The organism is Candidatus Pelagisphaera phototrophica (assembly GCF_014529625.1).
Classification (GTDB): Bacteria; Verrucomicrobiota; Verrucomicrobiia; order Opitutales; family Opitutaceae; genus Pelagisphaera; species Pelagisphaera phototrophica.
In genome coordinates, this window is the sequence record NZ_CP076039.1 from 2,491,855 (window position 1) to 2,517,178 (window position 25,324).

Here is a 25,324-nt window from a genome sequence, read left to right on the forward strand (position 1 = left end):
TTAACCGCCCCAACCGTCATCCGAGCTGTCGCATTAGATACATCGATTCTTCGTCCTCTCTGCCAGCATAACATAGCGTAGGTTTCCAATGTCCGACTGTTTCAAAAAAAGGGCTAAACAAACTTTCCACTTCTGCATATGACGTCGGGAAAGGAGGGCCACCTGGGTCATCCAAATTTGTGAAGAGAATCGCAAGGAAATGGCCACCAGGTTTTAATAGTCGCTGAACGGCCTTCACGTAATCTTTTCTACGACCCGGGTCGATTGCGCAAAAGCAAGTATGCTCGAAAACATAGTCAAAGCTGGCTTCCCGAATGCCGTTGCTGGGGTCAAGTATGTCCGCTAACAGGTAGTTAACTGATCCCCGCTCTGGATCTTTGTAAGCTCTGGCTCGACTCAAAGCGGTTTCAGCAAGATCTACTCCCACCGCATCGCAACCCATCGAGGCTAAAAGCCGGACATCATGCGCCAATCCGCAACCTGGAACCAATACTCTACCACTGATCGAATGCGACTCCAAGTATCCAACCAATGGTGGCGCTGGCTCACCCCTTTCCCAAGGGGTTTCGTTACTCCGATAGCTTTGGTCCCAATCCACGTCTCAAATCGCTCCTTAAAGAAAAAAGACAAATGGAAACCTTTCTGCGCATCAATCGCAATCTCTAGCTAATCTCTTTATTTCCACGGATTTTGCTCCGTAAATCCTAAGCCCCCCGTAAAATATCGCTGATTCGGAACAAAGAACCCCTTTCCACCTTGCTCATATTCGAAGTGACATTTCCGTCTATGTTTTTATAGGTGCTTGACTGATGCCCTTGCCAGAGTTCACTCAAATTTATCTTTTTATCGGAGCCTGTCTGGCCCTGGTCGCTATACCCGGACCCGCAGTTGCTTTTATCGTAGCTCGCGGCGTCAGCGAAGGTACGAAAGCAGCTGTAAGAACCGCAGCGGGAATTGCGGTAGGAAACTTGTGCCAAGCTCTGGCTGCCGCTTTCGGGTTGGCTGCACTCTTGGTATCTTATCCATCGGTGTACCTATGGATCAAATACGCGGGAGCCAGCTACCTAATTTACCTCGGACTTCGCTCCTTCTTCGCAAAAGCAAATTCTCGTGCCACCAGCGATAACGAGCGGAATTCGCCTTCGTTTCGCCAGGGAGCTCTCGTCGGACTGTTGAATCCGAAGGTCGCGCTTTTTCTACTCGCTTTCCTCCCCCAGTTCACCAATCCCGAAAATAGTGAACTCTGGCTTCAACTTCTGTATCTTGGTTTTGGGTTCGTTTTCATAGGATGGCTCGGTGACAGTGCTTGGGCTCTCTTTGCAGGCCTCGCAAGCGCCCGCCTGCGAAGAAACAACGACCTCTCCTGGGGACGTTATGCTGCCGGTATCGTCTATAGCGCGGTAGGAATAACGACTGCCCTATGGAGCGGCTGAGTCGCACCGAGTGCCTAAGCCACAACATTTGACCTACAAAACGTGGCGCGAAAGACCTCTCTGGTACCCGGACCCCTATTCTAGGCTTTTCTCCACCGTATGCCTCATTCAAAGTCGAGCCATGAAGCAATATCCCTATCTCCTTCGAATCCTTTCATTTTTCCTTCTGGTTGGACTCATCCCTCTTTCCCACGCTCAGGACCCTAGCACTGGAGCTACCAAGCACGGAAACGCTCGTTTCTTCGAGCTCCATGCCTCGTTTCTCAAACGAGCTGCCTCGGGACCCGCTGGGGTCGTTTTCCTTGGCGACTCGATCACCGAGGGTTGGACCAAGGTCCCAGATATCTGGGAATCCGCCTGGGGCAAGTATCAACCGGCAAACTTCGGGATAGGCGGAGACCGCACCCAACATGTCATCTGGCGGATTGAACAGGGCGAGTTCGACAAGATGTCACCCAAAGTCGTAGTCCTCATGATTGGCACAAACAACACAGGCAATGATTCGGCCAAGGATATCGCAGTCGCCAATCGAAAAATCGTGGCAATGCTTCAAGAGGCCTTGCCAGAAACTAAAATCCTGTTGCTGGCCGTGTTTCCACGGGGACCTCGCAACGCCAGGGGCGCAGAGGATCCCTGGGAGATGAAAATGAAAAAAATTCGAGCGATCAATAACGAGCTAGCTAAACTGGACAACGGGAAGGATATTCGATTTCTGGATCTCGGCCCAAAATTCATGTCAGCCGATGGCACTATCGCGAAGGCCATCATGCCAGACCAACTGCATCTCAGCCCTGCAGGCTACCAGATCTGGGTCGAAGGCATGGCTCCCCTCCTGGATGAGATGATGCGATAGCATAAAACTCGCTCGCACCTCAATTGCTATTTGTTCAACGCCGCATTAACCGCTGGCTGAAACGCTTTCCGCATCGGTAAATTGTCACCATTGTTGAATCCACGGCACTGGATCATGAGGATATAGATGGTTTGATTTACTGGATCTGCCCAGCTTTGCGTACCGTGGGCGCCCCCTTGTCCGAAGATCCCTAGTGACAGCTTTACCGCCACAACTTGAGGATCCTTTACCACTTGAAGGATCGACGAACTTCCAGCGAAACGTCTCCGGCGAGCGATGAAAGGGAAAAGAAGAAAACAATGTGGATAAAGTACTCCATAGAATAATCTGGTATTCTGCCTTGGACGGGAAACTAAAGGGATTATTTCCGCATTGGCGGATCACTGTGCCCTTCTACTCAACACGGACCATATGCCATTCCCGCAACTGTCCATCCGCATGGTGGTTGTCCCGGAAAACGAGATTTTTCGCGTTCACTTCAAACTCAGTCTGGATCAGCTTTCCCTCAAACAGTTCAGACAGGGCAAACTTGGTCGTGCGATGAATCTTGCCGTCAACGATCTCATACTCCATGAAACCTCCCCCCGCTGGAAGCTGCGAAAGGATCTCCTCCGACGTCATGTTCGCAAAATTTTTCTCAACCACAGGCCGGTCCTCCTTCCCTCCAACCGTCATAATATGCCTCTTCGTCACCACATAGTGCATGTTGCCTGGATCCGATTCCTCTTCGTTATCAAGATTCACAATTTTAGTGACCCTCCAAACCCCCTGAACCAAGGAAGCGGGAACCTCCTGTCGCACACATGAAGAGACAAGCAATACAAAAACCAGGGCACGTGGGATGTGGTATTTCATTTTTTGAATCTAGCAACTCACTTCCCAGCATGTCGAGCCGATCCTCCACTCCTATTTTCCTATAAGCCCATAAACAAGAAGAAGGTTCTAAAGTTTTTTAGCCCTATCCTTAGTCGAGCCCGTCGCACAGATGGCTCCCTTAGGTATCGGTGTAGTTCATTAAAGGAATTCCTTTTGCAAGAACCAATAAATCCATTCAATCCTTTGATCATGAAATCCTCCTGCAATATCTCCAACTTCCTTTTTGACGTTTGTGGGGAACTCCATTTTAAAGTAGCACAGGAATATAACGGTGTCCATGAACCAGAAGAATTCAGATTTCTGTAATTCGCCATTTAAAATACGCCCTTCAATCCATCTGCCATGTCAAAACACGTATGTATAACGGGGTGCACCAAAGGGCTTGGCCTTGCCCTTGCGAAATGGTTCTACGCCGACGGTTGGAGAGTTAGCGGAATCGGTCGAAATCAATTTTCGATTGATTCGCTGCAGTCACAAGGTAATGGATACTTCCGCGCAGTCGATGTTACGGATGACAACACCCTCGGCTTTTTTGCAAGTGAGCTCGCCGACCAATTAGGCACGCCCGATTTGCTTGTCAACAACGCTGGAGTGATCAACGCCAACGCTCCCCTTTGGGAAGTGCCCCCTGAGGTATTCGCTAAAGTCGTCGACATAAACATCAAGGGAGTCTATCATACTATCCGGCATTTCGCTCCCCTCATGATTGCTCGAGGTAGTGGCATTATGATAAACCTAAGCTCGGGCTGGGGGCGCTCCACTTCCGCTGAAGTCGCTCCTTATTGCGCGACTAAGTGGGCGATCGAAGGTCTGAGTCAGGCGATGGCCCGAGAGCTTCCAGATGGAGTAGCCATTGCGGCAATGAACCCGGGGATCATCGATACTGACATGCTGCGAAGCTGCTTAGGCTCGGACGCCTCCAGGTTCGGAAACACGACCCAATGGGCGGAGAGGACGGGTCCCTATCTGGCTGGACTGGACGCATCGATAAACGGTCAAGCTCTTACGGCTCCTTGAAAAGCATTACCGGCCCTACGCGTTCCAAGCCGCTTTATGTATCCAATGGCATGTCTTCGACCCAACAGAGATTCCCGATCCAAACCCAGATAGGTAGCCACTAAGTCTGTAGCCACTTCCTGTGAGGCCCACTTTAGGTTAAGCTCAGACATCTGCATAACATAATGAATCTAACATGGTTGATTCGTTGGGTCTAACTAAATCGCTAGACCGCTATTGTAAGCCAATGAAAGAAGGAAATTCGATGTCACCGCAATGAGTGAATTGCCTAAAAAAGATTTGAATCGCTTCCTTCCGAATAACCAAAAGAATATTATCGCTAGAAAAATATCCGGAACTACACACTGCCCGAACATATGAAAACAATACGACTAGTTACCGCCTCTCTCCTTGCAGCCTCACTAGCAACCTTGCTCGGAGCTGCGGACAAGCAGACAGCTGATAGCCAGCAAAAGTGGATAGAAGTTTACCAAAAGCAGAAAAACATTCCATTACCAGAGGCCATGCTCATAAATCGAGACCAGGAGCCTAGTTTGAAGAAGGGTTTCGTTTCTCTCTACAACGGGAAAAATCTCGATGGCTGGGCACCCTATGGAGGGCATTGCACCTTTGAAGCGAAAGGCAATGCGATCGTTGGCACCACGGTTCCTGGGTCTCCCAGCACCTACCTATCTACTCTCAAAGACGACTACACAGATTTCATATTCACGGCTGAACTCAAATGGGAAGTTGACGGCAACACCGGCTATATGTTTCGCGGGCAGGTCAAGGAGGAGAATGGTAAGCAAACCGTTTTCGGACCGCAGGCCGAAATGGAAGCCGACTCCAAAAAGCGCTTTTGGTCCGGCGGCATCTTTGGTCAGTCATGCGGTGGGTGGTACTATCCCCTGTGGCTGAATGCCCACGAAAACGCTCGCCAAGCCGTCAATTACAAAGTCTGGAATCGTATCACGGTAAAAGCGGAAGGCCGAGTCGTGAAAACATGGATCAATGGCGTGCCCGCGGCCCACTGGACCAACGACGAATATCTGAAAGGATTCTTCAGTCTCCAAATTCACTCCGGCAAAAAGGGCTCCGTCCACTTCCGGAACATCAAGGTTAAAGAGCTTTAGTTTAGCACTTCACGCAATCGATCCTCAAAGACCCCAAATGAAAACCTCCTTCCCCTACACACCCCTTCATACGAGCTCACTTGTTTTCGCCCAAGAAAAGGAAAGCTACCCGGACCAACAAGACAGCATTCAAAAGCAGAGAGTGTGCACGGGGAAGGTAAAAGGCCCATTCTCATTCAAAAGCGATATATTTCCTGGCACGGTTCGCAATTACTTGGTGTAAGTACCTAGCCAATACGATACCGCAAAACAGGCACGCCTGATGGTGATCCAGGCTGGAATAAGCCTGGCAAAACGGTGGAAACTGCCCACAACCTTCGTTAATCAGATCCACGAAAAGGCCATAGCCGTTAGGCTAGGGCTGTTTATGACACCAGGTTCCGTGCCAGCTACGAGCCCGTCGACAATGGAGCGGAGCAATCGCATCGCTTTGACCAATCGGGGAATTCAGCAAACCGGTACCAGTGCCGGCTGCCATGATAGATAACGCCTGACGTCTATTCATTAATTGTGTATTTCGGGGTTTGAGGGAATTGATTATGTTTGGTAAAGGGCTATTCGTTCGGTAGAGCAACACCCTTCAGACATGCCGCACCAGTCGCATAGACCATCCAAAAGCGAAAGAGTGGGACGCTCTCGTCCTAGCTTCATTTCAATTATAATTTGGCTTCGCCAATCGATCCCATGTATGCGTGTCTAAATACTTGGCTTGGGTTTTTCTCAATTGGGTGGTCATCTCTTTGATGATCCCTCCCATGGCAGGATCATCATAACGATTTTTGAGCTCATTGGGATCAGTCTGTAGATCAAAGAACTCCCAGTACTCCTGTTCGCTGTAGTACTCGATCAGTTTGTACCGGTCGTTACGAATGCCTCGGTGCGGGCCGATCCGATGAGCGGTAAAGAAATTAAAAGAGGGGTCACTCAGATCCGCTTGCGTAAAATCTTTCAAAGTCCAAGAGTTTTCGTAGTAGGAATAGTAAATATGTTCGCGCCACTCGACTTCTTCCCCTGTGATGAGCGGTTTAACGCTCTCGCCTTGCATGACATCCGGTATCTGAATACCCGCGAAATCAAGAAGCGTCGGAGCCACATCCACATTCATAATCATACTTTCCTCCACTTGGCCTGCCTCAATTTCCCTAGGGAAGCGAGCAAGTAACGGAATCCGCAGTGAGGGCTCGTACATGAACCGCTTGTCATACCAACCGTGCTCACCCAAATAAAAACCGTTGTCCGTCGTGTAAACGACGAGGGTATTCTCAGCCAGATTGTGATCGTCCAGGAAGTCTAGAATCTGGCCCAGGCCTTCGTCGATGCTTTGGATGGACCGATAATGGTCCTTAACAAATCGTTGGTAGATCCAATCCTTTTTTTGCCTCTCCGACATTCCATCGAGTGCGTCTCCATAGTCTTTCGCCAGGCTTTGCTCGAATTTCATGTCCACCGCTTTTCCCGCAATTGGACGGGTCGCGTAGTCATCATCGAACGTTTCCGGATAAGGAAAGTCTTGGTCACTATAGAGATCCTCGTGGTGCGGCGCAGGCGTGAAGGGCCGGTGAGGCCCCTTGTGCTGGTAGACCAGACAAAAAGGCTTTTCGGGATCCACCCCACCAAGGTATTTTAAAGCGAGATCCGTAACAATGTCCGTAACGTAGCCCTTAAACGACTTCCGTGCTCCGTCCTCGATCATCTCCGGATCGAAATACAGTCCCTGCCCCGGCAAAATGCAGGAGTAGTCAAAACCGCGCGGGTCGTGAGGCAAATGCCACTTTCCCACAATTGCAGTCTGGTAGCCCGACTGCCGCAAGAGCTGAGGAAAGGTCGGTAGCTCAGCATTCAGACGTTCGATGCGGTCCTTCGATTCCGAATTGCCAAGAATGCCGTTAACATTGGAAAGCGTACCCGTAAGAATCGTGGCACGAGCCGGCGCGCAGAGTGAATTCGTGCAAAAGGCGTTCTTGAACCACACCCCTTCCCGTCCAAGCCGATCTAAATTCGGTGTGTTGATGAGAGGGTTGCCAGTAATGCTCATCTGATGATGCGTATGGTCGTCAGTCATCACAAAAATGATATTTGGACGACTGGAATCAGGACGATCGCGATCAGGCACTAAACTACAGGAAGCACCCCCTAACAATAGCAACAAGAAACCAAGCAAGAAACAAATGAGAGTTTTCAATCGGAAAGGGGGTATCATGACTTGAGAGACTAGAGATCGGAAAGAGATCGGAGCGAGTCAATATTCTCAATTGATTCATCAATGAGAACAAAATTGGTTTCCGAGTTAGGGAGGACTGAGCCAGTCCTCCTATTCCTCAATGCAAAATGCCCCATCCTGCTTATTATTGCAGATTCTCGCAACGTCGCAGACTTTCTTAAACGTTACTTCAAAAACAGCCATGAGAATCAACGCCCTCACTTTTATAAACGATAACCCTCAAAAGACGATTCAAAGACCTCCTCGGTCGTAAAAAAAGTCCCAACCGCTAACCGATTGGGACTCTAGAAATTCTTGATTTTATGAATTTAGCGTCTGCCGCGGAAACCTCCGCCACCGCGATTTCCGCCGCCGCCACCATAGCCACGGCCTCCGCCACCTCCGCCGCCTTCGCGCGGCGCTCTTGGTGTGGCTTCACGAACATTCAGTTCGCGGCCCGCGATATCGCGACCTGCCAGTCCTTCAATGGCCGCGTTTGCTTCGTCCGCATTGTCCATTGTTACAAAAGCGAATCCACGTGAGCGGCCTGTATCGCGGTCCGTGATTAGCTTAACCTGAGCAACGGCTCCATATTCTTCAAAAGCGTCCTGCAGATCGCCTTCACTCGCATCAAACGAGATGTTTCCAACGTATATTTCCATGATATTGATATTATAGCTAAAGCATCAGTCAGTTTCAAAAAAGGTAGACTCAAACAGCGACGCTTAAAACCGGAATACACCTCGGGCCTCCGCGAAACGCGAAGACAAATACTAAGCTTTATGCACAAAGCGGTATTTTTAGACTTTGGCGATCACAAAATTCGAGAGAACAGCATCAACAATCAGGCTCAGGGCACAGGCGGCTTGATCTAAAAGTCTAATCCTGTTCCATTCTAACGCAATGATTCGCACTGAAACGCGGCTTCAATACGCTAATGGCTACCTAGATCTAGGCATGACCAAAGAGGCTGCCCAAGAGCTCGACTCGATCGAAGACAAGGAGAATTTTCTTAACGAATACCTATCCTCGCATATCCGTCTCCATTTGGGCACGAGAAAATGGAAACGCATGGAGCAAGCTTCCAAGCGCCTTGCAGAACTTGAACCCAAGAACCCATATGGCTGGGTCAACTGGGCCTACGCCCTGCGCGAGCGAAATCAGATCAAAGAAGCGATGAGCGTGGCAGAGACAGGTCTCGAGTTTGTACCGGAGGAAGCCGTTCTTTGGTTCAACTTTGCTTGCTACTCCTCACTGCTCGGGGAAGTCGAAGACGCGTCTCAACGTCTAGACGAAGCCGTCCGGCTTGACAAAGCATTTGAGGCGGAAGCGGTTGATGACGCCGACCTAGACAACTTATGGCAGTGGATACGGAGCAAGGAGAACGCCTAACTTCGAATTTACAAACCGGAAAAAGCGCCTGTGGGAAACATGCTCTTAGTGAAGATAGATTTTTCTGTGACGGTATTTAGTTAAGGCTGAACCGGGCACTTGAAGTCGGCTTCGGGAGCTCGAGTCAAAGAGATGTTTGCCCCGTAATAGGCCGCATCCACGTCCTCGGCTGAGTTAAGGAGATAGGGGACGTTGACCCACTTAACTAGATGAACGGCTCATTTTCCTCCACGGTACTCTTTGTCGCCAGGCACTAAGTAAACTAAATGAAAAGCTGTCGTAAACAGCTTTCAAATAGCAACCTGCTAGACTGAATTGCTATCAAACTACCCGCCATTTGAGACGTTAGCGGAGCCCCGAGTGCAAACTCGGGGCTTCCATGTTTGAACTCCGCGGATACCGTTGTATCCCCGAAAAACTTTTGTCACTCCAGCTACTAAGTACCTTCTTGAGAATCCCGACCCTCGTCCGCTTCGAAATAATCGAAGAAAGTCTGAATGTCGTCCCTGTGTGACAGGCCGCTCTCAGCCTTGAACTTCTCGAGAAGCTCGGTGACCGCCGAGTCGGATTCGTGGCAGCCTCGCTTGGTCATGAAATCATTCCAGATGAGAATATCCACATCGTTTAGCGGGCGACCGTTTTCCAAACACCACTGAGCCAGCTCTTCGTCTGTCAGCCCCTCGTTAACGAGCGATAGTACTTCCTCGTAGCCGATACGCAAATAAGCGCAAGTCCGGCCGTCCATACCCTTGCCTCGTAGCTCGTGATAGTCTTCGGACAGTTCTCCCGCCAGATGCAAACGCATTTTATCGAACATACGAGGGAGGTAGACCAACCCACCGGCTTTTAAGTAAGGACTGTTTGGATAACGCTTCATTATTTTTGATTTTGTTTATAAACTGAATTTGAGTAGCGGTGATTTAGGGGCGTCAATCGGGGGAAAGTTTGGTAGTTTAGTTTTGTGAGAGAGTCCAATACGAATAGAAAAAAGCTACATTGGAAAGGCTGACTATCCTCAGTCAGTTGCGGTGGGTCGTCTTATTTCGGCTGCTTAGGGCTTCGGCCGTTAGCTCAGTAAAGCGGATAAGCAGACCTACCTTTGGGATTGTCGCATACTCAGAAAAAGACGGCATCTACACAAACACGATTACGCTCCACAAACCAGTGCGTGGCCAATTGGCACAAACCAGCTGCCGTACCAATTTCGACTCGTTCCCCCTGCTTTGTAGCTTGTCGTGAATGGGGACTACAATGCGAAAGGTAGCGATCCAGGTCAGAACGACGAGGCCCAGATAGTGGGGTTCGGCACCTGTCCAATGCCGCACCATGAACGCATTCCAAACAGCAAAGCCCAGTTGCCCAATCATTAGAGGCCCGACGAGATAACCCATCAACTTCAGATACCGGGAGTGCCAAGTAACAAACCGGCTCTTTTCGATGCGACGAAACCCTGGATAGACAGCTAACTGGACGAGCCAGATCACCACAACCATAGCCCAATCGATGACCGTATTAACTAGATCCATACTCACCGTCGACAATCGACTTTAGCTTTCAAACCCGCAGACTAGACAGCCCCCCATCTACTCCAATAGTCTGACCCGTGATCCAGCTTTGATCTGAACTGAGCAACCAAGTAATCGCGCTAGCAACTTCGAACGCTTCGCCTATACGGCCCAACGGATGCATTTTTTCTGACATTTCCAAACTGGACGGGTTTCCTGTTATACGTTCGGACAAAGGAGTCCGCACTAATCCCGGAGCGACGCAGTTGACCCTTATCTGCCGCTTGGCATAGGTGGCTGCTGCCGATCTTGCGAGTCCTTCCACCCCGGCCTTGGCCGCGGAAATGGCTTCGTGATTCGCCAACCCGTGCTGGGCCGCCGCTGTGGAGACTAGGACAATCGAACCTCCGGTCTTAGACAGGGTCTTTGACCCGGCACGTACGGTCGCAAACGCTGAAGAAAGATTCTTCGAGATGACGGCATCGAATTCCTCCTTCCGAGTGAGGTGAGCGGGCTTGAGCAGAATCGAGCCAACGCACAAGGCCACCCCGGTCAAGGGAAACTCCTCTGCTTTCAGATCTCCAAAAAGTGCATCCACACTCTCCCAGTCCTCCGCGTCCACGGAACGATACTCAACCCCGTCAACTTTCAATCCTGTGGCAATTGCGCCAATGTCTCGGACTGCTCCTACGACTTGATTGCCTCCCTTGAGCAGCAAATCGCAAGTTGCCTTCCCAATTCCCCCACTCGCTCCAATGATTACGTATCCTTTTTTCATGACAAAATCTATTTCTTGATTGATTCTTCTATCAGCATCTCCATGACCACTTTCACTTTTGATCTAACTTTACTTTTCTGTCCCTAATTCAAGCGCTGGGCATTTGGACCACCGCTTTAGAATCTTTTTTCAGAGCCGCCATTTTACCGCTTCCCTGGCTCCTGTGTAGTAGGTATGCAGTTAACACTCAGACTTGAGATAATCGACTCCGCCACTCGTTCTCCAGAAAGAAACGCACCTTCGATCCTCGGAGCGTTATAGCCATCTCCCGAATGCCAGATAAAATTCGACTCATCCTCATTAAAGAAGCATTCCAAAGCATGGTCTTTTCGCTTGGCGAAGCGCCACTTTTGCACTGACATCCCCTCCACATCGAGGTTGCCCGAAATAGGCAAAGCATCCGTAAGTCGTTTGAAAACAGTATCTGGGGAGGCTCCAAAATTTTCTTCCGCAAATTCGGGGCCCGACTGAATTACTATTCCCGGAAGATCTGTGATGCCTTTGACCGAGGTTTCCGTGATCGTCGCAATTGGTTCCGCTGCCTCAGATTGAATGATGCCCGACTCGGAGAGTCCCAATTCAGAGCCAAGAAGCAACATCAGACTAATGCACTTTTCGTATTCAATCACACTCAATGTATTTAAAAAATCGACACAACAATCAACTTCACTCGTCTCTAGTAGGTCAATCGCCTGGGGAGCAGGATTGGTGAGGAGCAGTCGATTTCCTTCAAGAGCTCCCTGATTCGACCGCACCGACCAAACCCCGTCAGCAAACCCAACCCACTCAACTTTCTGGTCACGCCTCACATCGAGCCCTACCGAAAGCTCCTTTGCCAAGCGGTTCATACCGCCCACGCCACAGAAGCGTTCGTGTCCCGGTTTCCCAAACCAGGGTCGAGCGATACCCGCTTCAACCCAGTTTTGAACCTCCGCACTGAAGAGCTTCCCCCGCGCTGTAAAAAACTGAGCCCCGTGGTCGAATGATTGACCATCGATGCGTCGCGTCGCAAAGCGACCTCCCAATCCTCGACCTTTGTCCAAAAGACAGACCGAAAATCCGGCTGCAACCATTTTCCGCGCTGCCGTTATACCAGCGATACCCGCACCTAAAACCAAACAATCAAATCTTTCCATGGTACCGAACAATCACAATGATCAAAAGCGACTCGAATAAAGACAATATTTGAACCGTTATTGAGCGCTTATTAAGTCGTTCAAATACTACTCAAGCTACTTCGCGCGACCAAGTTTCTCATTGCAAAAAAGCAGATCAAATCCCTCAATTTTGTAAAATTAAGTCTGAGATGATATCATAATCAAATGGGTCGACCTGCTAACTATCAAATAAACTCCAAGCAGTTAAAATCGTTTATCAGAAAACCCATCTAAATGCCTCTAGAAGCTTTTTTTCCAGCCCACGATGCCAACCCACCTCCTACGGCTATCATCTCCTTTCTTGAAGAAGCCGACAGTCGCTGCGATGCGTTTTTCGATTCAGGAGTACGCAAAAAGATCCCCCGCTTTATTCCCGCGGACTACAACCGGATCTTCCAAGCAATCAATGCGGTAAAATCGTCCGATGCACTTCTAGGAAATCGCTTTTGTGAGTGGGGCAGCGGTTTGGGAACCGCGACCTGCCTCGCATCACTCATGGGCCTCAACGCTATGGGGATCGAGATCGAACCCGAACTCGTCCCGCGTGCGCGAGAATTAGCGAATGTATTCAGTTTACCTGCCTCTTTTCTGCAAACAAGTTTTCTGATTGAGGGGTACGACTTCCTCCCTACTCAGGGAGGGTTTGAATTACTCCGGCCAAGCGGAAACCCCGTTCTGGGAGTGAGCTACCCCGGTTCCGATTGGGAGTTGGAAGAAATAGATCTCTTCTACGTCTATCCCTGGCCCGAAGAGCAGGAGGCTACATTGAAATATTTCGAATGCGTTGCCTCTGAAGGAGCAATTATTATCGCTTACCTCGGGGAGGGCGAACCCTCCATCTACCGGAAGATTCTCGACTAAAAGTATTCCGTTTCACCCAAAAACCATTTGCGGACTTTTCCCCTTCGCGACTCAACAACGAACGCTTTTATTGAGAGTTGTGCCCAAATAATATTGACGTCACTCTCCTCTCCTTTTGCCTTGCAAGTTTCCTCAACAAAGGCCCTAAGACCCAGAGGGCGCAATAAAGGCGTCAGCCTTTATCTGATTGAGGATTGATTCCCTTTTACACGTAACCATTTGCGTGTGGAAAACTGCAGGGCTCCCTGTCCCGATCGTCTACTCCAATATGAAGATCTCTAATACGTTTCAAAAAAAAATGTATCGTAATTCCGTATTCGGAACATTGTTTTTATTCCCTTCATCCATTGCGCAGCTGCAGAAGACCCCCTTCCCGACCACCTTGTTGAGTTAGCTTGGGCCTATGCTATTACAATTGAGCCCCCACCTCCGCTTCCAGAAGACGAAGTCAAGCACAGTCTTCCAGACACTCCTTTGACATTCACACGGGATGAGATTGTCGGGCGTAAAGACGGAGTCAGCTTTCAAACCGCCCCCGCCAACTGGTACTCTGGGGATCATCCAGAAATGCCGGAAATCTACGCCAAGGGAGATCCCGAACGAAATATCATTGCCTGCGCCCTTTGCCACTATCCAAAGGGAAAGGCGTAAAACGCGCCCCCCGGCCGGTCAGTCTGAAGGCTACCTCATTAAGCAATTATTGGATTTCCAGAAGGACCTAGGAATATGGGCGGATCCACGCAAGTCGAATTACGAGTTGGTGATCGAAACGGCCAAAGGGATGACGGAGCAAGAGATCATCGAAGTCTCCGCCTACTTGGAATCCATGAAATGGACCCAATGGATTGACGTGATCGAGACAAACACCGTACCCAAGACCTATCTCCGTGGAGGGCTTTACATTCCGATTGAAGGACCGGATGCCGGCACCGAGCCCATTGGAAAGCGTATAATCGAATCGCCGGTCGATTCCTATAAAACCGAATTTCTCAGAGATCCTCGGTCCAGCTTCGTTGCCCACGTTCCCGAGGGCTCGATCGAGAAAGGCGCCCAGTTGGTTCTCACAGGAAAAAATGGGAAAACGATCTAATGCGCCATCTGCCACGGACCGGATCTCAATGGGATCGGCGTGATTCCGGGCCTCGCATCCCGTTCTCCGAGCTACATGGCGCGTCAGCTAAACGATATTAAACAAGGTACGCGCAAAGGTGAAATGGCTAAGCTCATGATTCCCGTTGTTGAAAACCTGACATCGGAGGATATTCTCAATATCGTTGCGTACACCGCCTCCTTGCCGGCACCCGAATTCAAAACCAACCAATACGGCAAAAACTGAAGCGTCCCCCGTCCTAAGATAGAGTTGTTTTTGAAGCACAATAGTTGCACCGATAGCGGAACCAAAGGACTCTTCTTGGTGTTACACTTACATGAACCGAATGCCCCATCGAATAATTACCATAACAGCAGTCACGTTCATTGCTGCAACCACCGCAAGTATGGCCAGCGAGGCATTTGAGAAAACACCCCCCGGAGAAATCGAGATCAAAGAATTGCCGGCAGGAAGGCTTCTTGAATCCCAATCCGAAAGAGACTACTTCGATGAATCCAACGGGCTCTTCCGACCCCTCTTCAGCTACATTCAAAAAAACAATATTTCGATGACAACTCCGGTTGAGGCTCAAATCGCTCCCGGCAAAATGTACTTCTGGGTCGCTGAGGATCAAAAAGAGAAAGCGAAGATCGGCAGTGCCAACGTGAGCATCGTCGATGTTCCAGTGCGGAAAGTCGCTGCGGTCGGAGCTCGAGGATCCTATAGCCGAAGCAACTACGAGGAAGCGAAGGCTAAACTTTTGAAATGGATCGAATCAAACGATGCGATCCAGCCAATTGCAGAGCCGTACGCAGTTTATTGGAACGGTCCCTTCACCCCTTGGTTTGTCAAGACCTTCGAGGTTCATGTTCAAATTGAAAACGATTAGTCGCACTAAGCAATCATCACTCGTGCTCGACTAGGCATACTGGTAGCGGGCGATCTACGAGCACCCATTTAAAGTAGAACAGGCATTAATCGTTAAATGCAACAGGCTGTCTAATCCACTCCGCTCAGGGACAATGATACGCCTTCTAGGCTTTTGTTACGGGCGTTGCGTCACCGACAGGCTCAGGGTTGTGAGCCTTTTCGAACCAAAATCGCCCGCCACCTACAGAACCCTCTACTCTTCCGCTTCCGCTACCTGCTGCTGTGTACCCAGTCCATCGATACCGAGTTCTGCCACATCACCCGGCTTCAAGAACTGTGGGGGTTTAAACCCAAAACCAACCCCCGCCGGGGTTCCGGTCGAAATGATGTCGCCAGGCAACAAAGTCATGAACTGGCTAATGTAGGAAACAATGGTCGGAACATCGAAAATCAGATTCTTCGTATGGCCATCCTGCTTGAGCTCTCCATTGATTTTAAGCCATAGACGCAATTTACCGGGATCCTTGATTTCATCCGTCGTCGCAATCCACGGACCGCACGGCGCGAAGGTGTCTGCCGATTTGCCCTTAACCCACTGCCCTTGCTTTTCCAACTGCCACTCGCGTTCGGAGTAGTCGTTGTGAAGCACATAGCCGGCAACATGCGCGAGGGCATATTCCCTAGATACTCGCTTGGCACACTTGCCAATGACAACGCCCAACTCGACCTCCCAGTCCGTTTTTACAGACCCCTCGGGAATGACCAAGGGATCATTCGGACCCTGATAGGCGGTAGTTGCCTTGAAAAACAGGACCGGCTCACTGGGAGCGTCCATGCCTGATTCTTCAGCGTGGTCCGAGTAGTTCAACCCAACACAAATGATCTTGCTCGGACGGCAGGAGGGAGGTCCCAAGCGTGTCTCAGGATCGATTTCCGGAGCAGCGATGGCAATCGAGCTCGACCATTCTTTCAGCTGTTCCAAACCGTCCCCTCCAAAAAAGCTCTCATCGTAGTCTCCGAAACTGGGTGGTATTTCCACTCGAGTTCCATCTTCTAGCTGCAATCCCGGCTTTTCTTCACCCGGCTCTCCGAATCGAATCAATTTCATAACAATATTTTTTTATCTATCTCAAATTGGTAACTCCCCCATCGATATCATAGGCGGATCCAGTAATGAAGGAAGCTTCCGAGCTGCACAGAAAGGCGGCAAGACTCGCGATTTCTTCAGGTTTCCCCATTCTACCCATGGGCTGGTAATCAGAAAGCTCCTTGAACGCCTCATCCTTGCGATTTGAGTAATGCTGCTCTAGATACGAATCGACGAAAGGTGTATGTACACGAGCCGGGCAGATACAGTTGCAACGTATCCCCTCTGTCACATAATCCTTGGCCACGGAAAGGGTCATGGAGAAGACGGCTCCTTTTGTCATCGAGTAGGCAAAACGATCCGAGATCCCCAAACGGGATGCGATGGAGGCCAAATTGAGAATCGCTCCACCCCCTTGAGTTCGCATCTTGGGAATGACTCCCTGAATACAATGAAAAAGGCCCTTCACATTAACGGCGTAAACCCGATCCATCTCCTCCGAAGTCGCCACTTCGACATTCCCGATCGAGGCAATACCCGCATTGTTGATAAGGACATCCACCGAATCAATCTGAGTGAGGGCATTCTGAACGCTAGCCTCTGACGCGACATCCACTTGATAGGCAACACCGCTGCCAGAGAGACCGTCAAACTCTGACAAGACCACGTTTGCTTGTCCTATATCCCGTTCAAAAATGTGGACTATGGCACCTTCCTCAGCCAAGCGCTTTGAGATGGCTTTACCGATACCCGCTCCACCTCCTGTGACGATAACGCTTTTATCTAAATATCTATCCATAAATAGTACGAAAGAGCATTTCTCAGTTGCGATGAGCACGCCTCACCCAAGAAGGCCCTTTCATAATTCTTCTGCAATAAAAAACAGGGCTCTCTATCAAATTGCCATGATTCAGATAGCCGGAGTTTTCCAATCCATTCGTCGCCGCTGCAATAACCCGAACCAACACTATCAAAATAGATTGATAATCCAACGCGTTGCCTCTACCTCCCACGCATGAAACAGCCCTTAAGCCGCTATCTAGACCACGCCGTTCTGAAACCGGATATGACCCGAACGGAAGCAGAAGAAGCCATCAACCTAGGTCTTAGCTTCAACACCCGCACGGTCTGTATTCGTCCCACCGATATCGAACTGGCAAAATCAATGTGCCGCGGAACCGATACGGACGTGTGCGTCGTACTAGGATTTCCGCATGGCTGCAGCCTGCCCAGCTCCAAGGTCGCGGAAGCGGAAGCCTACGCCAAGCGGGAAGTAGATGAGGTGGACATGGTTTCCCAATTTGGAATGGCTCGCGGTGGCGAATGGGGGTCTTTTCGGAGAGACATTGAAGGCGTATTCCAGGTACTCCATCCAAGAGGAATTTTATTAAAAGTCATCTTAGAGAGCTCAATCCTCCATCCTGACCAGATCGCCGAAGCAACCCATATTTGCTCCGACTTAGGGGTGGCCCATGTAAAAACATCCACAGGATTCAACGGAGGCTGTGCTAGCGAAGAAGCGATCGAGATCATGCTCAATGCCGTCCGAGGGAACACAAAAGTAAAGGCTTCTGGCGGCATACGGAGTTTTGAACAGGCAAATCGTTTTATCGAGATGGGATGTGACCGACTGGGAGTTGGCTTTGGTACCACTCCCGTTCTGTTTGGAGACAGTGTTCAAGCAAACAGATCCGATTACTGACCGATTCCTCAACGATATAAGACTACCAAGAAGCTAAGATTTCTCCCAATTTTGGGCAATCGATCCAGTAATTTCCACGAATTCAGAGCATTCTGGCTACTTGACAGTAAAATTAAACTCATGAACTTTACCGCCCGTGAGCAAGCGTGTGACTCTTCAAGATATTGCGGATAAATTGGGGTACAAACGTCCCGCTCTTGTTTTGGACGATTCGATCCACTTGCTCGTGGAACGCCGTTTCTCCACCGGTTTTAAAACAGGCCAACTAGAACTGGAAGACCAAAACCGTATTCCGCCTTTCCTGAAATACAAACAGGCCATGGCAGATCCCCGGATATTTAAATCGTGGATACTCAACTCTAAGTCTGACGTCGTTCTCACGCTCTACAATAGTGTCTCGAGCTGGGTTCAGGAACTAGGCTGGCAAGTACCAGACGATATTGGGTTTGCCCAACTCGAACGAAGACCCGAAAGTCAACAATTCTCAGGGATGGACCAGCACAACGACATAGATGGATTGGCTGCCGTCGATATGGTAATCAGTCAAATCCACAATAATGAATCCGAAATCCCAGCATTTCCACGCACCACACTCATTGGCGCTACCTGGACAGAAAGCAAATCGATCCTCTCTTATTTAACGCAGGTGCCAGCCGCCAACCCCTTAATCGGCCACTACCTGTTAATTCTGTCAATAGAACTTTTAAAGCAGCATTATGAAAAACGACGCTAGTCCCTTCAATTTGGCCGGCCGCACTGCCCTAATTACGGGTTCTACCCAAGGAATCGGCTTCGCAATGGCAGAAGCATTGGCAATGGCAGGAGCGAATATCGTTCTGAACGGAACCAGCTCTCCTGAGAGCGCCCAAACCTCGGTCGACACCCTCAAACAAAGCGGCCGCGAAGTCTGGTACTGCCAATCTGATCTATCCAAGCCCGGCTCTGCACACGTCCTCTTCAAAGAAGCGGTTTTATATGCCGGACATATTGATATTCTTATATCCAACGCTTCCGTACAGAACTTCAATTCTTTCCTAGATGTAACAGAGGAGGAAATGGACTATCAATTTGCTACCAACTTCAAATCGTCCTTCATTCTCATTCAGTGTGCGACAGCAGCGATGCTCAAAAAAGGCTGGGGACGGATCGTGACGATTGGAAGCGTCCAAGAAGATAACCACAATCCCAGTTTTGCCGTCTACGGCGCCCTAAAGGCCGCCCAGACTCACTTTATAAAAGGGCTCGCTAGAGCATATAGCAAAAATGGTATCACCTTTAACAATATTGCTCCCGGGTTCATCGATACGAAGCGTAACACGGACTTTTTGGCCGACCCTGAAAATGTGGCTAAAATGCTCGCAAAGATCCCAGCCGATCGGGTGGGCGTTCCAGAAGACTGCGGCGGCGCGGCCCTTCTCCTTTGCTCCGATGCCAGCAGCTACATCACTGGCACCAATCTCTTCATAGATGGAGGCCTTCGGCTTAAACCCGATCCGAATCAGTAGAGGTCTCTGCGTTATCATTCAAGAAAACTGAAGGTAGCTGGCTATCTCCGAGCACCCGCCTCCTCATTTAGACTAGAACGAGGCTACCCCTCAAGTCTAGTTGACTCGGTTGACGATCGATCCGCTAGCGAAAGCCTTCAAATTGTCGGCTGACATTTGCATCAAACGTTCTCTTGCCGCTTTCGTCGCCCAGGCGATATGAGGTGTTACAAAGCAGTTCTTAGCGCTCAATAGTGGGTTGTCTGCCTTCGGGGGCTCAGTCGAAAGCACATCCAAACCCGCTCCTGCAATACGTCCCGAGTTTAGGGCTTCGGCTAAAGCAGGTTCATCGACTAACTGGCCTCTTCCCGTATTCAAAATATACGCGCTTGGCTTCATTTTTGAAATATTGGAGCGATTGACGATGTTCTCTGTCTCCGGAGTCAACGGAGAATGGAGGGATATAAAATCGCTTTCGGCAAAGAGCTCGCCCAGACTCTTCCAGCTCACACCATCCGGTGGAACTCGACTTTCGTCCCGCGTGAACGCAATCACCTTCATGCCGAAACCTTGCGCGATACGACTTACCGATTGGCCAATCTCTCCCAGTCCAATAATGCCAAAGGTCAATCCACTCAGTTCGAGAGCGGGATGCAGCCAGTAGCAGAAATCCGGGCTCGCTGACCACCCCCCCTTTCGCACATCATCCGCCTGCCTAGCTAGCCGATGGACCAAATTCAAAACGTGCGCGAACACCATTTGCGCCACCGAGTCCGGTCCATAGCCCGCTACATTGCAGACAGGTACTCCCTTTTCAGATGCGGCATCAATATCGACGATATTCACACCGGTGGCCGTCACTCCAATGTACTTTAGATTGTCCGCCTCTTGTATAGCTTGGGACGATACAATTGCTTTGTTCGTAATAAGCGCATCGCAGTCGAGCGATCGCTCTATCACTTCCTCCGGCGATGAACGTTCGTAAACGACCACCTCCCCTAATTCCTCAAAAGCCTTCCAACTCAGGTCACCGGGATTTAGAGTATGCCCATCTAGGATAACGATTTTCATATTTTCGATCAGTAAAGGACTCTATAGCTCATTTCGTTACTGGGCCGTCCAGCCACCATCGATAGTGAAGGCACCCCCAGTACAATAGGAAGAGGCATCAGACGAGAGAAACAACGCCAGTCCCCCGATCTCCGTGAGCTCACCCCATCGGCTTAAGGGAATCTTTGATACGAAATTCTGATATTTCTCAGGATCATCCAAAAGCGGAAGGTTCATCTCTGTAGCAAACGGTCCAGGTAAAATCGCATTGGCCGTGATTTTATGTGGGGCCCATTCAACCGCCAATGCCCGCGTCATATTTAAGACCGCACCTTTGCTTGAGGTATAGGGTGTCCGGTCAGCAATCGCAATTACAGAGAGCATGGAGGCTATATTCACTACACGCCCGTAGCCCTGTACCTTCATGATTGGAGACACGGCCTTACAAGCCAGCCACGTCCCCGTAACGTTTACATCCAAAACGCTGCGAAAGTCTTCTGGGGTGACCTCCTCGATGGCTCCCCGAATATTTATTCCAGCGGAGTTAATAAGAATATCAATGGAGCCGAGCTCCGCCTTTACCTCGCCCACGACCTGCTCTACCTGAGCCGCATCGGTAACGTCGCAGCTCTTGCCGATGACTTTGCCCTCCCCGACTGCGTCCACGAAGGCAACCGCTTCCTCGTTTTTGGAGGAGTCCCGTGCCGCGATGGCAACCGAAGCGCCCGCCTCCGCCAGTGCTTTCGCCATTTCGATGCCGAGGCCCCGATTTCCGCCCATCACCAATGCGGACCGTCCCGCTAGTTTAAACTGGTCTAGTATCATAATTCGTTTTTTCGCGTTTAGTTTTAGAGTGAATCGAAGTCACGCCTCGACATTAAGTAATTCGTTTAGGACTCCCATTGGCGAAAGTGCTGATAGGCGGGTTTTAAAATCATTCACCCAATCCCCCTTCGGCCCAGACCAAGCTTGTCCACAATGAGATAGCCTTGGTAGCCTTTCGCCATCAAATGACTTAGGAATCCCTCAAAATCCGTTACCCCTCCACCCAAAGGAACATTATAGTGCCCTTTCCCCCGCTTTTTGCAGACCTTCAGATCAACGTGAAGAATCCATTCGTGAAACGGGTCAACCACTTCGATCGGATCCACATTGACGCCTTCAAGATGGCCCGTATCGAAGCACATCCCAACATTAGCATGATCGATCGCAGCGAAGATCTCCTCGTAGTCCGCGATTCCTTCCAGCACATTATTGGCTTGGCTTTGCAGAATAACCAGCAGCCCCTTCGCTTTCGCGACGGGCGCGAGTTCCTTCAAAACCTCAATGACTGACTTTAATCCACCCTGAGTGCCAAGGCGGCTTCCGGTACATTTCACGATCCGGCAATCCAATCGCTCACAATCATCCAGCAATACCCTTTTGCGGGGCAGGTCTTCAGTCACCCCATTACGTTCCTCTCTACCGAAACCCGTGCCCTGAACGCTGATAGGGATAAGCCCCGCCCTGCCACAACGCTCCTTGATCCCGTCAATGTAACTGGGCGTTAGCGTGCCCGGATACCAAAGATTGAACTCCCCGTTCTTTAAGCCAAGCTCAGGAACGAATCGAGAGGTCGGTTCGTGCCGATGATCCCCCAGGCCATCGACGCAGATCGTGGCAATTTCCAACTCAACTCCCTTTTTGCTTTCAACCGCTTTCGCTCGCAGAGTCGCTTGGCTCAGCGAATACAACGCTCCTACGCTCGCGCTGGCGGAAACGGATTGCTTCAAAAAATTTCGGCGGCCGATCAGGGGGTTCATTGATCCAAAAAGGTGCTACAAACAATCAGGAACCCTCGCCGGTTGATCAAACTCATTTCTTCATTAAATCTGGAAACTCGGCCTCGCCACTGGACTCGCTAGCACTTTCCGTATTGCAAACCGGGCCTGAATCGTTTCCTAGATAACCAAGGTTAATGGAAATCGCGTTTACAAAAATGCACGGGGCCGGAAACGACTTCGTGATGATCGAAAATCTAGATGGAACGATCGAGCTGTCAGCGGTGCAAGTAGCTCGAATGTGCGACCGTCGTCTTGGGATCGGCGCAGACGGTCTCATCCTCCTCAACCCTCCGCAGGCCGACGATACAGATGCCACTATGATCTACTATAACGCCGATGGCGGTCGCGTAGACATGTGTGGAAATGGGGCCAGATGCTTTACTTCTTTCGCGCTGCAAAACGGCGTCGGAAATGGCGAGTCGGTTTCTTTTTTGACCGACGCCGGTCCCATGAAAGCGACCGCCAGTGATGGAGTATTCACGATTAATATGACGCCTGTCCACTCGATCGAGCTCGACCAGGAATTGGAAACAGAGCACGGATCATACAACTATGACTTCATGAACACGGGAGTTGAGCATGTCGTAGTCTTCAGCGACGCAGTCGACCGCATCGACATCGTGCCCGAGGGCAGCGCCATTCGCTATCACTCTAGATTTCCGAGGGGGGCCAACGCCAATTTCGCAGAAATACAGAAAGACGGTGTCATCAAGGTCCAAACGTACGAGCGGGGCGTCGAAGACGAAACACTCGCCTGCGGCACAGGGGTTACGGCGGTTGCGATTGCCGCGAACCTTACCAAGAATCAACCGACTCCCATCTCCGTCCTTGTACGCGGAGGTGATACGCTATCGGTAGATTTCCAAAGAGAGGGAGACGATATCTCCAACATAACCCTTACCGGTCCGGCCAAGGTAGTCTTCCGAGGCCAAATCGAGATCTAGTCCTGGAGCGATTCAGCCAAGCTCCGCGCAATCCGCTTCCCGAGAAAAGGTCCCTCGTACACCATACCTGTATATATTTGCACTAAGGACGCCCCTGCGTCGATCTTCCGCTTCGCAGTATCCGGGGTTGCAATACCCCCAACCCCAATGATGGGTAGTTTTCCATTGGTTTGACTGAATATTCGCGAAATGATCTCCGTTGACCTCCTCTCGACAGGCTCGCCGCTGATTCCACCCGCTTCATTCAGGCTTTCCAAGAGGCCTTCTCGAGCCATCGTTGTATTGGTGGCAATAATACCGTCGAGACCTAAGTCCGTCAGAATCTGCAAAATACCATCCAATTGGAGTTCGCTCATATCGGGGGCTATTTTCAGTAATATCGGCCTTCGCCCTTCCCCCTTTTCTTCACGCTCCAAATTCAGCTTGCACAACTCGCTTAATAATTCTGTCAATCGCGATTCTTCCTGCAGTTTCCGTAGGTCTGGAGTGTTCGGGCTGCTCACGTTCACCACGAGATAGTCGGCCAATCCAGCCAAAGTCTTAAAGGACCGGCGGTAGTCCTCCACGGCCTCTTCCAAGGGAGTAATTTTCGACTTCCCGATATTGATTCCGAGTGGAATGCCTCGTCGCCCCGGACCCGGCATCTCCGAGAGTCGTTCCGCCACGGCGTAGGCTCCATCATTGTTGAAACCCATTCGATTCAACAGAGCTCCTTCTTCAGGAAAGCGAAACATTCTCGGCTTTGGATTACCTGGCTGGGCCAGTGCCGTTACCGTACCAATCTCCACGTGGCCGAATCCCAGTGCTTCAAAGGCCGCCCAGCAAACCGCGTTTTTATCAAAACCAGCCGCCAATCCCACCCGATTCGGAAACTCGAGCCCAAAAAGAGACACAGGCTTTCTTTCCCGAGAAAGCCGGTTCCACACCACCATCGCCGGTCTCAGGCCGGGCGTTCCGGCCAATAGGGTCAACGCATCCACTGCGAGTTCGTGCGCCCTTTCCGGATCCAATCGAAATAGCATTGGCTTGATAAAGCTCTTGTACAAAACGCTCATATTAGTCCAGCAAAGCAACAGATAGACCGATTTATGGAAAGAAAAATTCGCTCCAATCCAATTGGAAACAAACAAAGCGTTTTTTATGGGCTTACCAGTAATGGGGACTTAATCAGTGCCGATACGCATCGGCATATCCAAATACTGATGACGCTATCTCGCAATTTGGTTAAATTTCAGTAGAAAAACTCAAAAACCCAAAATTCTCAAATATTTGGACGTTCATTAGTTGACTTACCATGAACACCCGTTCTTTGGTGATCGTGGAACGCAAGTCATGCCAAACGCTACAAATCAGATTGAATGGTGCACCGTCAAGTTGGGAGAAGACATGAACTGGTGGGTGATGGAAGTCAGCGACGACATCCATTGGGACGTCGACGGGCTCAGCATCATCGATCCACGCCAAGTTTCCCACCTCATCGACCTCGCCGAACCACTGCGGGAGTACAAGTTCGATCAGGACATCATGGACCGGGCCTTCATCGCATTTAAAATCCAAAAGGATCTGGGTGACGGACTAGTACGCCTCGTTAGGACAAAGGAGAGCTTTTTTGATACCGATGAACCACTTTTCGGACTGCCCGATGTCGTTGACGAGATAAATGGCCCTTATGCCGACTTCCTCAACCACATCACTCGAATCCGCGTTAACATTCTGAACGACATCATCGATTTCGAACAGGCATTCACCATCGACGAGTTGGAAGAGGAACTTCGGGAGGAAGAAAACAACAATTTCATCGAAGGGCGTGCCGTCCACATGTTCAATGAAGTCACCAATATCATGGAGTATGTTCCCGTTGGATGGGAGCTCGATGAAGATGACGTAGAGGAGAAGGATGAAGAAATCGACGAATTACCCGACATCGACGACGAGGAGGCCAAAAAAATAAGCGAAAGCGAAAATCTCAAGTGGGAGGAGGACGAGACGGAAGCAGAGGACGAGGATTCCTACCAAGGCGGTCCTCCTGAAGAGGAGGAAGAAGCGGAAGAGAAAAACTCTAATTAAGCGCTCCCTCTGCTGTAACAGAA

General features: G+C 50.2%; 32 protein-coding genes. 16 read left to right on the forward strand and 16 right to left on the reverse strand.

All coding sequences use genetic code 11. The features are described from left to right. Positions 1-16: 16 nt before the first annotated feature. Positions 17-598, reverse strand: a complete 582-nt coding sequence (locus GA004_RS10675; protein ID WP_283393848.1) for a methyltransferase domain-containing protein — start codon at positions 596-598, stop codon at positions 17-19. 211 nt (positions 599-809) lie between these two features. On the opposite strand from GA004_RS10675, the gene GA004_RS10680 reads away from it, so the two are divergent. Both GA004_RS10680 and GA004_RS10685 read left to right on the forward strand, forming a co-directional pair. Continuing rightward, positions 810-1,433 (forward strand): LysE family translocator, encoded by a 624-nt coding sequence (locus GA004_RS10680; RefSeq protein WP_283393849.1) that lies wholly within the window; start codon positions 810-812, stop codon positions 1,431-1,433. A 121-nt stretch (positions 1,434-1,554) separates the two neighbouring features. Continuing rightward, a complete protein-coding gene (locus tag GA004_RS10685) occupies positions 1,555-2,286 on the forward strand; it encodes a GDSL-type esterase/lipase family protein (RefSeq protein WP_283393850.1) in 732 nt (243 codons plus the stop codon). A 26-nt stretch (positions 2,287-2,312) separates the two neighbouring features. Here the strand turns inward: GA004_RS10685 and GA004_RS10690 are convergent, their stop codons facing one another. Both GA004_RS10690 and GA004_RS10695 read right to left on the reverse strand, forming a co-directional pair. Continuing rightward, the gene (locus tag GA004_RS10690; protein ID WP_283393851.1) at positions 2,313-2,519 is read right to left on the reverse strand and encodes a hypothetical protein; all 207 of its coding nucleotides are present in this window, start codon (positions 2,517-2,519) and stop codon (positions 2,313-2,315) included. A 160-nt stretch (positions 2,520-2,679) separates the two neighbouring features. Continuing rightward, positions 2,680-3,141, reverse strand: coding sequence for a hypothetical protein (locus tag GA004_RS10695; protein WP_283393852.1), 462 nt, complete (start codon positions 3,139-3,141; stop codon positions 2,680-2,682). Between the two features lie 363 nt (positions 3,142-3,504). Here GA004_RS10695 and GA004_RS10700 point away from each other — a divergent pair, with 363 nt between their 5' ends. The 3 genes from GA004_RS10700 (at position 3,505) to GA004_RS10710 (ending at position 5,514) form a co-directional block, all read left to right on the forward strand. Continuing rightward, positions 3,505-4,179: an SDR family oxidoreductase gene (locus tag GA004_RS10700; RefSeq protein WP_283393853.1), complete on the forward strand. Its 675-nt coding sequence runs from the start codon at positions 3,505-3,507 to the stop codon at positions 4,177-4,179. A gap of 356 nt (positions 4,180-4,535) precedes the next feature. Then, the gene (locus GA004_RS10705) at positions 4,536-5,291 is read left to right on the forward strand and encodes a 3-keto-disaccharide hydrolase (protein WP_283393854.1); all 756 of its coding nucleotides are present in this window, start codon (positions 4,536-4,538) and stop codon (positions 5,289-5,291) included. Between the two features lie 37 nt (positions 5,292-5,328). Beyond that, positions 5,329-5,514 (forward strand): hypothetical protein, encoded by a 186-nt coding sequence (locus GA004_RS10710; protein ID WP_283393855.1) that lies wholly within the window; start codon positions 5,329-5,331, stop codon positions 5,512-5,514. Positions 5,515-5,646: 132 nt separating this feature from the next. Here the strand turns inward: GA004_RS10710 and GA004_RS10715 are convergent, their stop codons facing one another. From GA004_RS10715 to GA004_RS10725, 3 genes are all read right to left on the reverse strand, one after another. Next, on the reverse strand, positions 5,647-5,796 hold the full coding sequence (locus tag GA004_RS10715) for a hypothetical protein (RefSeq protein WP_283393856.1): 150 nt from the start codon (positions 5,794-5,796) through the stop codon (positions 5,647-5,649). Positions 5,797-5,943: 147 nt separating this feature from the next. Further along, the gene (locus tag GA004_RS10720; protein WP_283393857.1) at positions 5,944-7,491 is read right to left on the reverse strand and encodes a sulfatase family protein; all 1,548 of its coding nucleotides are present in this window, start codon (positions 7,489-7,491) and stop codon (positions 5,944-5,946) included. 329 nt (positions 7,492-7,820) lie between these two features. Beyond that, positions 7,821-8,153, reverse strand: coding sequence for an RNA recognition motif domain-containing protein (locus tag GA004_RS10725; RefSeq protein ID WP_283393858.1), 333 nt, complete (start codon positions 8,151-8,153; stop codon positions 7,821-7,823). Between the two features lie 241 nt (positions 8,154-8,394). Between GA004_RS10725 and GA004_RS10730 the strand changes: the two genes are divergently transcribed. Next, complete coding sequence (locus GA004_RS10730; protein WP_283393859.1) at positions 8,395-8,883, forward strand: TPR end-of-group domain-containing protein; 489 nt, start codon at positions 8,395-8,397, stop codon at positions 8,881-8,883. Between the two features lie 436 nt (positions 8,884-9,319). On the opposite strand, the gene GA004_RS10735 is transcribed toward GA004_RS10730, so the two are convergent. The 4 genes from GA004_RS10735 to GA004_RS10750 form a co-directional block, all read right to left on the reverse strand. Next, positions 9,320-9,760 carry a DUF5069 domain-containing protein gene (locus GA004_RS10735; protein WP_283393860.1) on the reverse strand — a complete coding sequence of 147 codons (441 nt, stop codon included), beginning with the start codon at positions 9,758-9,760 and terminating at the stop codon, positions 9,320-9,322. 256 nt (positions 9,761-10,016) lie between these two features. Continuing rightward, positions 10,017-10,409, reverse strand: coding sequence for a hypothetical protein (locus tag GA004_RS10740; protein ID WP_283393861.1), 393 nt, complete (start codon positions 10,407-10,409; stop codon positions 10,017-10,019). A 28-nt stretch (positions 10,410-10,437) separates the two neighbouring features. Next, positions 10,438-11,166: an SDR family NAD(P)-dependent oxidoreductase gene (locus GA004_RS10745; protein ID WP_283393862.1), complete on the reverse strand. Its 729-nt coding sequence runs from the start codon at positions 11,164-11,166 to the stop codon at positions 10,438-10,440. 143 nt (positions 11,167-11,309) lie between these two features. Continuing rightward, positions 11,310-12,302: an NAD(P)/FAD-dependent oxidoreductase gene (locus GA004_RS10750; protein WP_283393863.1), complete on the reverse strand. Its 993-nt coding sequence runs from the start codon at positions 12,300-12,302 to the stop codon at positions 11,310-11,312. A gap of 255 nt (positions 12,303-12,557) precedes the next feature. Between GA004_RS10750 and GA004_RS10755 the strand changes: the two genes are divergently transcribed. From GA004_RS10755 to GA004_RS10775, 5 genes are all read left to right on the forward strand, one after another. Continuing rightward, positions 12,558-13,184 carry a hypothetical protein gene (locus GA004_RS10755; protein ID WP_283393864.1) on the forward strand — a complete coding sequence of 209 codons (627 nt, stop codon included), beginning with the start codon at positions 12,558-12,560 and terminating at the stop codon, positions 13,182-13,184. Positions 13,185-13,658: 474 nt separating this feature from the next. Further along, positions 13,659-13,835 (forward strand): hypothetical protein, encoded by a 177-nt coding sequence (locus tag GA004_RS10760; RefSeq protein WP_283393865.1) that lies wholly within the window; start codon positions 13,659-13,661, stop codon positions 13,833-13,835. A 49-nt stretch (positions 13,836-13,884) separates the two neighbouring features. Further along, complete coding sequence (locus GA004_RS10765; protein WP_283393866.1) at positions 13,885-14,274, forward strand: hypothetical protein; 390 nt, start codon at positions 13,885-13,887, stop codon at positions 14,272-14,274. 6 nt (positions 14,275-14,280) lie between these two features. Beyond that, positions 14,281-14,520 carry a c-type cytochrome gene (locus tag GA004_RS10770; RefSeq protein ID WP_343218851.1) on the forward strand — a complete coding sequence of 80 codons (240 nt, stop codon included), beginning with the start codon at positions 14,281-14,283 and terminating at the stop codon, positions 14,518-14,520. Between the two features lie 100 nt (positions 14,521-14,620). Then, positions 14,621-15,163, forward strand: coding sequence for a heme-binding protein (locus GA004_RS10775; protein ID WP_283393868.1), 543 nt, complete (start codon positions 14,621-14,623; stop codon positions 15,161-15,163). A gap of 234 nt (positions 15,164-15,397) precedes the next feature. On the opposite strand, the gene GA004_RS10780 is transcribed toward GA004_RS10775, so the two are convergent. Both GA004_RS10780 and GA004_RS10785 read right to left on the reverse strand, forming a co-directional pair. Then, a complete protein-coding gene (locus GA004_RS10780; RefSeq protein WP_283393869.1) occupies positions 15,398-16,252 on the reverse strand; it encodes a fumarylacetoacetate hydrolase family protein in 855 nt (284 codons plus the stop codon). Between the two features lie 16 nt (positions 16,253-16,268). Beyond that, the gene (locus GA004_RS10785; RefSeq protein ID WP_283393870.1) at positions 16,269-17,030 is read right to left on the reverse strand and encodes an SDR family NAD(P)-dependent oxidoreductase; all 762 of its coding nucleotides are present in this window, start codon (positions 17,028-17,030) and stop codon (positions 16,269-16,271) included. Between the two features lie 216 nt (positions 17,031-17,246). Here GA004_RS10785 and deoC point away from each other — a divergent pair, with 216 nt between their 5' ends. The 3 genes from deoC to GA004_RS10800 all read left to right on the forward strand — a co-directional run bounded on the left by deoC (position 17,247) and on the right by GA004_RS10800 (position 19,438). Next, on the forward strand, positions 17,247-17,933 hold the full coding sequence (gene deoC, locus GA004_RS10790) for a deoxyribose-phosphate aldolase (RefSeq protein WP_283393871.1): 687 nt from the start codon (positions 17,247-17,249) through the stop codon (positions 17,931-17,933). A gap of 148 nt (positions 17,934-18,081) precedes the next feature. Further along, complete coding sequence (locus GA004_RS10795) at positions 18,082-18,666, forward strand: hypothetical protein (protein WP_283393872.1); 585 nt, start codon at positions 18,082-18,084, stop codon at positions 18,664-18,666. Next, the gene (locus GA004_RS10800) at positions 18,650-19,438 is read left to right on the forward strand and encodes an SDR family NAD(P)-dependent oxidoreductase (protein ID WP_283393873.1); all 789 of its coding nucleotides are present in this window, start codon (positions 18,650-18,652) and stop codon (positions 19,436-19,438) included. The genes GA004_RS10795 and GA004_RS10800 overlap by 17 nt, the downstream gene beginning before the upstream one ends. 96 nt (positions 19,439-19,534) lie before the next feature. Here the strand turns inward: GA004_RS10800 and GA004_RS10805 are convergent, their stop codons facing one another. The 3 genes from GA004_RS10805 to GA004_RS10815 all read right to left on the reverse strand — a co-directional run bounded on the left by GA004_RS10805 (position 19,535) and on the right by GA004_RS10815 (position 22,269). Further along, positions 19,535-20,488: a D-2-hydroxyacid dehydrogenase gene (locus GA004_RS10805; RefSeq protein WP_283393874.1), complete on the reverse strand. Its 954-nt coding sequence runs from the start codon at positions 20,486-20,488 to the stop codon at positions 19,535-19,537. A gap of 36 nt (positions 20,489-20,524) precedes the next feature. Beyond that, positions 20,525-21,292, reverse strand: coding sequence for an SDR family NAD(P)-dependent oxidoreductase (locus tag GA004_RS10810; RefSeq protein WP_283393875.1), 768 nt, complete (start codon positions 21,290-21,292; stop codon positions 20,525-20,527). Positions 21,293-21,405: 113 nt separating this feature from the next. Beyond that, positions 21,406-22,269 carry a sugar phosphate isomerase/epimerase family protein gene (locus tag GA004_RS10815; RefSeq protein WP_283393876.1) on the reverse strand — a complete coding sequence of 288 codons (864 nt, stop codon included), beginning with the start codon at positions 22,267-22,269 and terminating at the stop codon, positions 21,406-21,408. A 155-nt stretch (positions 22,270-22,424) separates the two neighbouring features. Between GA004_RS10815 and dapF the strand changes: the two genes are divergently transcribed. Continuing rightward, a complete protein-coding gene (gene dapF, locus GA004_RS10820; protein WP_283393877.1) occupies positions 22,425-23,234 on the forward strand; it encodes a diaminopimelate epimerase in 810 nt (269 codons plus the stop codon). Here the strand turns inward: dapF and GA004_RS10825 are convergent. Further along, positions 23,231-24,289: a quinone-dependent dihydroorotate dehydrogenase gene (locus GA004_RS10825; protein WP_283393878.1), complete on the reverse strand. Its 1,059-nt coding sequence runs from the start codon at positions 24,287-24,289 to the stop codon at positions 23,231-23,233. The two genes, dapF and GA004_RS10825, sit on opposite strands and share 4 nt — an antisense overlap. 277 nt (positions 24,290-24,566) lie before the next feature. Here GA004_RS10825 and GA004_RS10830 point away from each other — a divergent pair, with 277 nt between their 5' ends. Next, positions 24,567-25,301, forward strand: coding sequence for a hypothetical protein (locus tag GA004_RS10830; protein ID WP_283393879.1), 735 nt, complete (start codon positions 24,567-24,569; stop codon positions 25,299-25,301). Positions 25,302-25,324 lie beyond the last annotated feature (23 nt).